The 12,482-nt window shown below is 37.8% G+C and carries 7 protein-coding genes; 2 read left to right on the top strand and 5 right to left on the bottom strand.

The features are described from left to right. Window positions 1-3 precede the first annotated feature (3 nt). The 4 genes from bcsB to bcsR are packed head-to-tail and all read right to left on the bottom strand — an operon-like array spanning window position 4 to window position 5,907. Window positions 4-2,325, bottom strand: a complete 2,322-nt coding sequence (gene bcsB, locus QQS39_RS13980) for a cellulose biosynthesis cyclic di-GMP-binding regulatory protein BcsB (protein ID WP_151435772.1) — start codon at window positions 2,323-2,325, stop codon at window positions 4-6. A gap of 59 nt (window positions 2,326-2,384) precedes the next feature. Continuing rightward, window positions 2,385-4,970: a UDP-forming cellulose synthase catalytic subunit gene (bcsA, locus tag QQS39_RS13975; protein ID WP_432711542.1), complete on the bottom strand. Its 2,586-nt coding sequence runs from the start codon at window positions 4,968-4,970 to the stop codon at window positions 2,385-2,387. Continuing rightward, a complete protein-coding gene (locus QQS39_RS13970; protein ID WP_285804740.1) occupies window positions 4,970-5,707 on the bottom strand; it encodes a cellulose synthase operon protein YhjQ/BcsQ in 738 nt (245 codons plus the stop codon). The genes bcsA and QQS39_RS13970 overlap by 1 nt, the downstream gene beginning before the upstream one ends. Window positions 5,708-5,715: 8 nt before the next feature. After that, entirely contained in the window at window positions 5,716-5,907 is a 192-nt protein-coding gene (gene bcsR / locus QQS39_RS13965; RefSeq protein WP_151435769.1) for a cellulose biosynthesis protein BcsR, read from the bottom strand. Between the two features lie 852 nt (window positions 5,908-6,759). On the opposite strand from bcsR, the gene bcsG reads away from it, so the two are divergent. Then, complete coding sequence (gene bcsG, locus QQS39_RS13960; RefSeq protein ID WP_285804739.1) at window positions 6,760-8,505, top strand: cellulose biosynthesis protein BcsG; 1,746 nt, start codon at window positions 6,760-6,762, stop codon at window positions 8,503-8,505. 187 nt (window positions 8,506-8,692) lie between these two features. Here bcsG and metK read toward each other — a convergent pair whose 3' ends face one another. Continuing rightward, on the bottom strand, window positions 8,693-9,847 hold the full coding sequence (gene metK / locus QQS39_RS13955) for a methionine adenosyltransferase (RefSeq protein WP_151435767.1): 1,155 nt from the start codon (window positions 9,845-9,847) through the stop codon (window positions 8,693-8,695). Window positions 9,848-10,536: 689 nt separating this feature from the next. Between metK and speA the strand changes: the two genes are divergently transcribed. Beyond that, window positions 10,537-12,444 (top strand): biosynthetic arginine decarboxylase, encoded by a 1,908-nt coding sequence (speA, locus tag QQS39_RS13950; RefSeq protein WP_151435766.1) that lies wholly within the window; start codon window positions 10,537-10,539, stop codon window positions 12,442-12,444. Window positions 12,445-12,482 lie beyond the last annotated feature (38 nt).

Below are 12,482 nucleotides of genomic sequence, written 5' to 3'. Positions count from 1 at the left end.
AGCTTAGTCCTTAGCCGCTAAACGACGTTGGCTTCTTATTTTCATTGCTCGCCAAATAAGAAGAGAGACAAGAATAATGCCGACAATTGCCGCTAAACCAAGCCATATAGGGTGAGAAGCAAACACATACCAAACTTCTTCCCACCAAGGTAAATAACCGACGAAATAAGTATCCCCCACACGCAAGCTATTTACGCCAGACTCTCTGATCAATACCACGGAGCCATGCATAGCATCACGCTTACCACTGTCACTAATCGCCTCATTTAACAGTTTGTAACCTTGCGTACTATCAGCTAATAATGCGACAACGCTACGCTGTGAAAAGAAGGGAGATTGGAAACCAATAATCGCGCCCATCGATCCTTTGGAGGTCAGAGAGATCCGACTATCAGGGCGTTTATCAGACGATTGATAACTTGTGTGGCTAAAAATACTGATTTCACGAGAAGGTAGCGTGATTTCACTACGTGCTTTATCAATCAGTACATTCATCTGTTTATCATTATTTAATGCAGGTGGAATGGTTCCGATAAGTAGTAGATCAGCATCTCTTTTTTGCATTTCATCCAATGAACTGGTTAATGCAACATTGAGTGCCGGATAACCTGTTTGAGCACCTATATTCCCCATTGAAATTAATAGGGTAGATAATTGTGTTGGAGACGGTTGTTGATTAACAAAAATCAAGGTTTCAGACAGATCCGCATAACGGCTAAATGGGAAACCGGCATGACTGTAAACTCGTAAATCCGGCAGTGCAATATAGTGTCGATAATCACCTGTAAAATTAAAACTAGATAAATCATCAATGGCGACCGCATTTGGTACAGGTTGATAAGTAATACATTGATCTACGGAGCCTCCGGGAATGGGGTTGGTATAATCAAAGGCAAACGTAATTTGGTTACGCTCACCAAGTTTTACTGCGGGAATATTCAATAAATTCTTATGCTCAATCCAGCCTTGAATAAGCGGTAAATAAGCGATGACAAGATTATCTTTTTTATCTTTCTCAAGAGGGTAAGCTTTAATGAAATGGTCGTTTACTGAGATAGACATACGAGAATCATCTTGAAATGCAGGAGCGGTATAGCGATAACGCAATTGCATTTGTAATCCCGTATTATTAAACATAAAGAGATCAGGCGGTAACGTCATATTTAATGTAATAGGATTCGGTTTTAATCCGCGAGATTGCAACTGACCTTCATAGTCTTGTAGCGTATTAAAGTAGATAGGTTTATTTAACTGTGCCCATTTTGGCGCATCATAAGGTTCACGCGGGATCAATTTTTCTACTTCATTAATTGTGACGATATTCCCTCTGAAGATAACTTGTCCACGGGCTATTCCGTTTACGGCAGTGATCAAATCGTTATCATCACGCCCCATAATAAGAAGTAATTTAATATAAGGGTTGGTTGGATGCGTCAGCATTTCAATGGTTGGCTCTTTCACATCGGAATGCTGTTTTAAAAAGGCAGGTTTTTGTGTATTGGTTGCAAAAACAATGCTGTGTTGATTTGGCAATGCATCATAATAGACAGGGTAATTTTGTTTACGCCAATCAACTTGAGTACCAAACCAAGAAGAGAGGATCGCTGCCGCTTTTTGTTGAACTAAATTAGGCGACTGGCTGAAAACCATTGGCAGTGTTAATTCTCCAAAATCACGGCTATCAAAAAAGGGTTCTGGGAAGTGCGCTAACTCATTACCTAAACGCAGTGATTGAAAGGTCAGATTTAGTTGACTGCTTTTACTTACATCAAGCCAGAGTGTTGTATTTGCTTGGTTCTCACAAATTTCACGATAATGACCAATAAAAGAGAGTTTTATATGGTTAAAATCTTGAATAAATAAAGGATCAATGGGGATCGTAATTTGATTTTTCTTACCTAAATCGTCCTGTTTTAAGGTAATAACGCCCATTAATTCATCATTTAAATAGACATTAAGATGAGACTCCACAGGAAGGAGTGACGGAGACGGTGTAAATTCTAAATCAAGAGTGGCTTTAGAAACATATTCATCACTACGTACACCAAATTCTAAATAGCCATCGGGGCTAACACCCGTTAAATGGATCGCGCCATAACTAGGCGCTGTCTCTGCAAATTTTAATATCTTCTGGCGAGCAGAAGGCGTGACATCGGCAGAAGGTAATTGTGAATTTCTAGGCTCTGCTTGAGAAATAACTTCAGAAGTCGTTTCAGTTATTGTAACGGGTGGCTCTGAAATATTGATTTGCGCTTCTTGCGTTTCATCTCCATGAACTGAAGAAGTGAGCATAAATAAGGCAAATATGAGAAAACGTTTTTTCATTATTGTTACCCATGATCTTATTGTTTAATAATAAATTCCCAGAAAACTGAGTTTTTCCTTCAAGACTGATGAAATATTTTTGAAACATTAACGTGTTGAGGAAGTAACGATGAAAGCCACAGTAAAAAGAGACCGAGTAAGCGAAATGTGGCGTAAATAAAGTAAGGAGCGCGCTTTAACAAGGTGTTATAACCTTGCATGCTGATAAAAATAATATTTTTGAGACTGCTTAAAGGTCTGTCGGTTGGAAGTTCATTTTGCCAATCTGCCCAAGTATCGGCTCGCTCAAAAGTACAAGCAGTAAATTCGATGGCTTTTTGCGTTGTCATTTCAAGGAGTTGTAAGCCAATAATTTGTCCATCAATACGTGAAATATTGGCTTTAAAGGCATGCTCACGCTGATTCTGACTGAGTAATAGTGTGATGCTTTCATTTGGAGAAAGTGAAAGATTGATATTGTCAGGCAATAAAATAGCGCAGCTATTATCAGAAAAATCATAAAGATAGCAGCGATAGAGAGCGCCATTATTTAACAACAACATGGCAGGAACTTTAACGCGAACACGAGGAAAACGACGTTGTTGCTTGGTTTCGACAGAAACGGCAATTGCTACACCCAGTAAGATAAGGTTATAACAAACCCATAATAAGCACATGACAACCGCCCATGCTTCATCAGGATCACCCGTTGCAATGCGCCAAAATGCAAACAAAATGCCTAGCAAGTTTAGATTGAGAAAGAATAAGTAAGGGCGGTTAATTCGCCAATCGACAAAACCTTCTTCCATGACGCCACCTTTGCCTGTCACGTTGAAAGTCCCTTTATGAGGAGAGAAAAGGGTACTTAATACGGGGCGAGTGGTGTACCACGCCAAAATCGTTTCATACACCTCCCCCCAAAATGAGTGGCGGTAAGCGCCTTGTAACTTCGCACTGGTGAGTGAAATATGGATTAAATACGGCACAACATAGAGCGCGATCGCAATCGCAGGTGCATAAATGATATAGGCATGGAAAATAAGAAACGTCAGTGGTGCGAGTAAGAAAATCATTCGTGGAATGCCAGAGAAAAAGTGCAACATGGCATTTAAATAACAAAGACGTTGCGGCACGCTTAATCCTTTACCAAACAAGGGATTATCAAGGCGGAATATTTGCACCATTCCTCTCGCCCACCGAATACGTTGACCTATATGTGCGGATAATGTTTCTGTCGCTAAACCCGCCGCTTGTGGAATGCGGATATAAGCCGATCTCCAGCCATGGCGGTGTAAGCGTAATGAGGTATGCGCATCTTCTGTAACAGTTTCAACAGCAATGCCACCAATCTCATCCAATGCAATACGACGTAAAACTGCACACGAGCCACAGAAAAATGCTGCATTCCAAGTGTCATTACCATCTTGAACCAACCCATAAAAGAGTGTGCCTTCATTGGGAGTTTCACGAAAGTTACCCAAATTACGTTCAAAAGGATCGGGGGAGAAAAAATGGTGAGGTGTTTGTACCAAAGCCATTTTTTCATCTTTTAAAAACCATCCCATTGTAAATTGTAGAAATGAACGTGTTGGAATATGGTCGCAGTCAAAGATGGCGACAAATTCACCAGAAGCGAGTGTTAAGGCATGATTGATATTACCTGCCTTAGCAAAATCATGTTTTTCTCGTGCGATATAACGAATGCCGACTTCTTGAGCAAATGCTTTAAATTCAGGACGGGAGCCATCATCAAGCAGATAAATAGTGAGCTTATCTTTAGGCCAATCTAAATTTAAGCTGGCATAGATTGTGGGTTTAACAACTTGTAGATCTTCGTTATAGGTGGGAATGAAAATATCAACGCTTGGCCATTGTGTAATGTCTTCAGGCATGGAAACAGGTTTTCGATGCAGTGGCCAAATACATTGCATAAAACTAAGGAATAGCACACACCATGCGTAAGTTTCAGCCAGTAAAAGCAGTAAACCACAAAATAGGCTGAAATTATCAATCCAATAAAGGGTTGAATGATAACGCCACCATATGTATCGACATGCAATTGTCAGCGCCAACATCACCATTGCGATTGAAGAGAAACGCCCAGGAATATCGCGGATAGCTAAGGCAACTAACCAAAGAACAATCACAAAAACGAACTGGAATGTAAGATCAAATGGTTGAGTGATACTGAGCAAAATAAAGAAAATGGCAAAAATAGCGACGATGGAGTAGAGAGCATATTGCCACAAAGGTGTGGTTTTTTTCTTATGTTCAATGAGTTCAATCGCGATAGGAGAGACATGAACAAACAGTTTTTTGTATGTTTTTCGAATATGGAAAATAAATTGTGTGGGTTTTTGGATCAGTAAATGCGTTACATAATGGCAAGCTAGCCAAATGCTTTGTAACAAATAGCGTAAGGGATCGAAAATTTTAGGGCAACGGGGATCTATATGGGGATATAGCTCTCGTTGTTTTCTGGCAATTTTCTGCCAAAAAGGGGATTCCATCCGTAAAAAAAACCACATAATGCCCATAAATAGCTCGCTAACAATAGCTGCGCTACGAGATGCACCGTTATGGCGATAAAACTTGTAGTAACGAATAAGAATATGTTGTGTCATATTCTTTTCGACTTTATTCGTGGCATCGTAAGATGATGGCATTATGGCTGTCCTTCTTTCCTCTCAAATAACGAAAAACACCATTGAGCAAGTTGCGATATTTCTTCTACTAACATGCAATTAGCTCGGTAATCATATAAAGGTAAACGTGAGGCACAGGACTCTAGTGAGGCTTCATCTCGATGAAGAACAACAGGGCATAATGGAAATGGTGTTGTTTGCCAAAATTGATAGAAATCTTGGTGAATTTGGCTGGTGGCACGAAATTGGTTAATCAGGACATATTCATTTTCGATAAATGCGTGCTGATTAAGCCGAATATGGCAGTTGCTTTCTGCCATTGTTACGGTGAAAAAAACATCTGCTTTTTCTATCCAAGGCGTGAAAAGAGTGTCTTGTGTATGCTGTAAATCCATTAAAATAATGACATCAGGGTGTAGCTGAATAAATGTCGTTAAAAAATGGGTAAGGTGTTGTTTTGCTGAGAATGATAACTGTAAGAGCAAGTTATCCTTCATATTAACCAACCCAAAAGGTAACACTTGATAGTGTGGTCGATAGTAAAAAATACTCTCCTCTATTGGTGTTTCTGCTAATAATGCCTGACTTAATGTGGTACTTTTTTGCTGTGCTGGAAAATAGAAAGACAAAATATTTTCAGTGCAGTTATCAATAATAAGCACTTCTTTATTTTGTTGATTAAATTGCCGAGCAAGTGCAATGGTCGTGGACGTTGTACCCACTCCACCTCGTAGCCCTTTTAATACAATAAGTGGCATAGTTAGCCTCATTTAGTCATGTAATGAAATGCATTAAGTAATGGCCAGCGATAAATAAGCATATTATTCACTTCTTCTTTATTAATATCCTGATAGTGATAGTTATTTAATGAAAATAATTTTTTTAGTTTATCAATGTCCTTGTTTAGATTATTTTTTTCTATTTTCATATTTGAATTAATAAAACTTTCATTTTTCATTTTAATAACCTCCAGATAAAATAAAAATAGATTTCCATCAGAATTAAAATCTTAATAAAAATAGTATTTGATTATTAATTGTTCTATTTAATTAAGGTTCTTATTTTAGAATAGGCTTTAAAATACATTATTTCAATTACGTAAAAACACATAAAATAGATATTTATTATCTTATTTTCACAAATGATGACTATTGGTTTTCTTTTATGCTTTTTATATTTTTAATTTTTATCATTAAATATAAGTGGAAAGAATTCAGCTGCAAAATAAAGCAATAAAAAAGAAATGTAAAATAGCTGTTTATAACAATATATTAAATTATTTAAATCCGATGATCATTATCGTATCTTGATCGTTATCATTTTTTATAGAAAAATCATTATATTGTAGTCTTTTATTGATTGGTTTTGTTTTTATATTGAGGTTCTTGTTTGTTTATTGATAAATATGTTTATTAATTGTTGTTCGGTGTTATTAATGTGTGCTTTGTTTTGTTTTTGTTTCGAAATATAAAAATAAGATAACTCTGTGTTTCATTATTTAATGTAAATAAAGCACCATTTTTAAAAATAGACGCTATTATATAAATAGAACGTTGAGTGTTTTATTTTTCAAACTCATCTTAAATAAGTTTTCTAGAATAATTTCTCTTTTATATAAGAGGTCAGTGTTTTCTGGCGAGTTACTTTTTTTCGTTTTTTTATTTAAGGGTTTTTACTTGGTTTTAAATAAATATTCTCTTATATGTTTATTTAGTAGTTAATTAAATATCAGAAGTAATAAAAAGACAGATATGAGTAATCATATAACTGTCGAATTGGATTTATTTATACTAAAGAGTAGGAAATTAAAATGAACAAATCTAATACAACCCAGTTCAATTTTTTACATTACTGGCATGGGTTGGGAGCATGGAATTTCTATTTTTTACTAAAGTTTTTTTTACTTTGGTATGGTTATTTAAATTTTGATGCTTTTAGCAATTTACTTTTTCTTGCCTTTTTATTGTTCCCATTACCAAAAAATATTTGGCATAAAATGCGTAATTGGGTCGCTATCCCAATAGGGATAATTCTATTTTATCATGATACTTGGTTACCCAGCTTTTCAACGGTACTTGCCCAAGGCGGGCAACTTAAACATTTTTCCTTCGATTACCTTGTTGAGTTAACTGTTAACTTTATCAATATCAAAATGATAGGTGTCGCTTTTGTTTTGTTAGTTGGTTATCTTTTTATTGAGCAGTGGGTAAGGGTATCTGTTTTTATTATTGCTGGTGTATTGTGGCTAAATATTGGTGGGTTTACTCATATTTCTCAAGGTGTGGTGCCTTCTGTTTCAGCGAATACTTTTACGCAAGAAAGTAACATTAATACAGAAAAAAACACTGTCGTTGCCAAAGTGCCTGAGGTGTTGCCCGCATCAGTTGAACCACAAGTACCTCCTGAAGTTGTACCGACTAAAGAGGTAGAAACTGCATCAATTAATGCTGTTTATCCACCACAAAAACAGAAGGTTAATAATAAGGTATTGGATGATTGGCTCACTCAATTTTATGGTTACGAGAAAAAACGTACGACACCATTTCCTGCGCAGTTAGCCGCCAATGCCCAACCTTTTGATATCTTGATTATTAATATTTGTTCACTTTCTACCGCTGATGCGGCGGCTGTAGGGCTACAAGAACACCCTATTTGGGGTAACTTTAATGTGTTATTTAGCCACTTTAATACCGTATCTTCTTATAGTGGCCCTGCGTCGTTAAGACTATTGCGCGCCAGTTGTGGTCAGACTCACCATTCTGATTTATACGATCCCGCAGATACACAATGCTTGCTGATGGATAATTTATCATCATTAGGATTTGCTAAGAAATTGGTACTCGACCATAACGGGAAGTTTGGTAATTACCTCAAAGAACTCCGACAACTCGGTAATCTTAATATCGCCTTACAAGATCAAGAAAATCTTTCTCATCAAATTACCGCATTTGATGGCACCAAAATTTACAACGATAAAGAAACATTACAACGTTGGTTGAAAGCGCGTGAACAATCTAATGAAGATCGCACTGTGACCTTTGTCAACTTGGTGTCACTACATGATGGTAACCGTTATGTAGGCGAAAATAGTACTGCAGATTACGGCAAACGTGCCTCTACATTACTTGATAATTTAGATAACTTTATGAATGAGCTAGATAAAAAAGGAAGAAAAGTGATGGTGGTGATTGTGCCTGAGCATGGTGCCGCTTTACAAGGTGATAAGACGCAAATGTCAGGGTTAAGAGATATTCCAAGCCAAAGTATTACTACTGTACCTGTTGGTATTCGTTTCACTGGAATAAAAGACCAAGCATCATTTGAACCACCGGTAATTGTTGATGAACCAAGTAGCTATTTAGCTATCTCTGAGTTTATTTCTCGTAATGTGAATGGGGATGTTTTTAACCAATCCGTTATTGATTGGGATGCATTAGCCCATGAACTTCCTAAAACAGCCAATGTTGCGGAAAACCAAGCGACGGTTGTGGTTGATTATCAAGGGCAGTCTTATATCAAGTTAAATGGAGGTGAGTGGATTAATTATCCTAACTAACTTTTTATCGCTTTTTATGAGACAAATTATTTCATCATAAATCTATGTTCTCGTTTTCTCTTATTGAGATCCCCGTATGATTGCGGGGTTTTTTTATGGGGTTTATAAATAGCAGTCATAAAAAAAACCACATCCATAAAGATGTGGTTTTATTAAAATCAATAACGTGACGTTATTGGCAAGAGGCTTATTTTAAGCCTGCTGCTTCACGTAAGATTTCAGCTTTATCCGTTGCTTCCCAAGGGAATTCGGGACGACCAAAGTGACCGTAAGCAGCCGTTTTTTGGTAGATTGGGTGCAGTAAATCTAACATTTGAATTAATCCATAAGGACGTAAGTCAAAGAATTCACGCACTAACAGGACCAGTTGTGCTGTTGGGACTTTTTCAGTACCAAATGTTTCTACCATAATGGATGTTGGCTCTGCCACACCGATTGCGTAAGAAACTTGGATTTCACAACGATCTGCTAAACCTGCTGCCACGATGTTTTTAGCAACGTAACGTGCAGCATAAGCTGCTGAACGGTCAACTTTCGATGGATCTTTACCAGAGAAAGCGCCACCGCCGTGACGAGCCATACCGCCGTAAGTATCGACAATGATTTTACGACCAGTTAAACCACAGTCACCCATTGGTCCACCGATAACAAAACGACCTGTTGGGTTGATGAAATATTTAGTTTGCTCATTTAACCATTCTGCTGGCAAAACAGGTTTAATGATCTCTTCCATCACTGCTTCATGCAGATCTTTTTGTGAAATATCTTCAGAATGCTGAGTTGATAATACAACTGCATCAATACCAACAACTTTATTGTTGTCATATTGGAAGGTAATCTGGCTTTTTGCATCAGGGCGTAGCCAAGATAAAGTGCCACTTTTACGAACTTGTGCTTGGCGTTGAACTAAGCGATGAGCATAAGTAATTGGAGCAGGCATTAATACGTCAGTTTCGTTGGTTGCATAACCAAACATTAAACCTTGGTCGCCAGCACCTTGTTCTAATGGATTTGAACGGTCAACACCTTGGTTGATATCAGGAGATTGTTTACCAATCGCACTGATAACTGCGCAGGAATTAGCATCAAAGCCCATCTCGGAACTGGTATAGCCGATTTCGCGAACAGTATTACGTGTAATTTCTTCGATATCGACCCAAGCTTTGGTGGTAATTTCTCCGCCTACCATAACCATGCCCGTCTTAACGTAAGTTTCGCAGGCAACGCGTGCTTTAGGATCTTGTTCTAAAATTGCATCCAAAACAGCATCAGAAATTTGATCTGCAATTTTATCTGGATGACCTTCTGAGACTGATTCAGAAGTAAAAAGGTGTGTAGTCATTATATTTCGTTACCTTAATACAAACGGTTTAAGGATGGATGTTTTAACATCTAGACGTCCATTTTATGACTCTTCTCTCTTTAATTCCAGTTTTTTTTAATCAAATATAGGGATAAAGCAGAATCAAACAGTTAATCTTATTTTTTGTTACCCACTATTTTTGCGTTGAGAAAATAGTGAGTAGAGAAAAAAAAGCTTTTTGTACTTTTTGCTTTGCATTTTTAACTAACTAAAGGTATAACCTCGCGATTACTGTGAAATCTGAACACAGTGTAAACCGCAGGATTTCTGATCCTGTTTCTCTGTTAGGGAAATGGCTTATGGGTTTAAGCCATGTGTGGAGTGAATGGGTAATGATCCATTGTCTACAGGTTAGTCTTTTCAAAAACCAAAACAGTACTCATCAATACTATACACATAGTATATCTAGAGTAATTTCCTCTTTTAGCTCTTTCTCTTTAGAGCGAAGTTGTCTGTTACTTGCCAATAGGTGATTGTGTTAACTCGTTATAGGTTAACTCAAGAACTTTCTACTATTATGTCCTGCGTATAGCTGGATAATCATATAAAAATATATAGTGAGTCATTACTTCCAACTGTTATTTATCAGTCGTTTCAGATTTTTGTCAGATAATTGACTACTATGGTGACAGGCAAGGTATAAACTCATACTCCCTAAGGAGAATGTCATGAATGATAACATCGCTCGTAAGATGCAGCAGACCTATAACATTGCATATTGGGGGGGCGGTTACTATTTAGCGAATAATCGAGGAAATATTAGCGTTTGTCCTAATCCTGATATTCCTGATGCTACTTTTGATTTAACCGAATTAGTGAAACGAGTTCAAGAAGAGCAATCGAACTTGCGTTTACCCGCGCTGTTTTGCTTTCCTCAAATATTACAACATCGTTTACGTTCGATTAATGCTGCGTTTCATCGTGCGCGTGAATCCTATGGTTATAAAGGTGACTATTTTTTAGTTTATCCGATTAAAGTTAACCAGCAACGTCGTGTTATTGAGTCATTAGTGAATGCAGGAGAGCCTTTAGGTTTAGAGGCTGGCTCTAAAGCGGAATTAATGGCAGTGCTTGCTCATGCCAATATGACAAGTTCTGTGATTGTTTGTAATGGTTATAAAGACCGTGAGTATATTCGCTTAGCACTCACCGGTGAAAAACTTGGGCATAAAGTTTTCTTAGTCATTGAGAAAATGTCTGAGATTAAAATGGTTCTTGAAGAAGCTGAACGTTTAGAAGTTATTCCACGTTTAGGTGTTCGCGCTCGCCTTGCTTCTCAAGGCTCAGGCAAATGGCAGGCAAGTGGTGGTGAAAAATCAAAATTTGGTTTAGCTGCGACACAAGTTCTGCAATTAATTGATATGTTACGCCAAGCTGACCGCTTAGATAGCCTGCAATTACTGCATTTCCATTTGGGATCACAAATGGCGAATATCCGTGATATCGCAACCGGTGTTCGTGAATCTGCACGTTTCTATGTTGAGTTGCATAAATTAGGCGTAGATATTCAGTATTTCGATGTGGGTGGTGGTTTAGGTGTGGACTATGAAGGTACACGCTCACAATCTGATTGCTCTGTTAACTATGGCCTTAATGAATACGCGAATAACGTTATTTGGGCGATTGGTGACGCATGTGATGAAAATGATTTACCACATCCAACCGTTATTACTGAATCAGGTCGTGCATTAACGGCACACCATACCGTGTTAATTTCTAATGTCATTGGTGTTGAACGTAATGAATTTACGGCAATTACACCACCTGAAGATGATGCTGCAAGACCAATAGCAAGCCTTTGGGAAACATGGGAAGAGATGCAAACTAAGGGGCATAGCCGTTCATTACGTGAATGGTTACACGATAGCCAATTAGACTTACACGATGTGCATACTCAATATGTTCATGGCATGTTAAGCCTGACAGAGCGTGCATGGGCAGAAGAGCTGTATTTGAATATCTGTCGTCGTATTCAGTACGATTTAGATCCAAGTAATCGCGCTCATCGCCCTATTATTGATGAGTTACAAGAACGTATGTCAGATAAGTTCTATGTTAACTTCTCACTGTTCCAATCTTTACCTGATGCATGGGGTATCGACCAGTTATTCCCTGTATTACCTATTGAAGGGCTAGATAAACCTCTTGATCGTCGCGCAGTGTTACTCGATATTACTTGTGACTCAGATGGTATTATTGACCATTATGTTGATGGTGATGGCGTTGAAACAACAATGCCAATGCCAGCTTATGATCCTGAATATCCACCGATGATTGGTTTCTTTATGGTCGGGGCTTATCAGGAAATTTTAGGCAATATGCATAACTTATTTGGTGATACGGCAGCTGTTGATGTTTACCTTGATGAGAAAGGTAATCTGACTTACGTGCAAAGTGAAGAGGGCGATACGGTTGCCGATATGCTTCAGTACGTTAAGCTAAATCCTACTGTGCTGTTAGATCGTTTCCGTACTCAAGTAAAAAATGCACAGTTAGATAAAGCGTTACAAGAGCAATTCCTGACTGAATTTGAAAGTGGTTTATACGGTTATACGTATCTGGAAGAAGAAGAGTAATTCTTCACTTTCCAATGCAAGAGTGATGTTATTAAACA

This window comes from Proteus appendicitidis, from assembly GCF_030271835.1.
GTDB lineage: Bacteria > Pseudomonadota > Gammaproteobacteria > Enterobacterales > Enterobacteriaceae > Proteus > Proteus appendicitidis.
This window is presented reverse-complemented; position numbering and strand designations above follow the sequence as displayed.

Excerpts from the sequence above, each read along its gene's own strand:
- bcsG (WP_285804739.1), top strand. The coding sequence starts at position 6,760 with ATGAACAAATCTAATACAACCCAGTTCAATTTTTTACATTACTGGCAT.
- metK (WP_151435767.1), bottom strand. The coding sequence starts at position 9,847 with ATGACTACACACCTTTTTACTTCTGAATCAGTCTCAGAAGGTCATCCA.
- bcsB (WP_151435772.1), bottom strand. The coding sequence starts at position 2,325 with ATGAAAAAACGTTTTCTCATATTTGCCTTATTTATGCTCACTTCTTCA.
- speA (WP_151435766.1), top strand. The coding sequence starts at position 10,537 with ATGAATGATAACATCGCTCGTAAGATGCAGCAGACCTATAACATTGCA.
- QQS39_RS13970 (WP_285804740.1), bottom strand. The coding sequence starts at position 5,707 with ATGCCACTTATTGTATTAAAAGGGCTACGAGGTGGAGTGGGTACAACG.
- bcsA (WP_432711542.1), bottom strand. The coding sequence starts at position 4,970 with ATGCCATCATCTTACGATGCCACGAATAAAGTCGAAAAGAATATGACA.
- bcsR (WP_151435769.1), bottom strand. The coding sequence starts at position 5,907 with ATGAAAAATGAAAGTTTTATTAATTCAAATATGAAAATAGAAAAAAAT.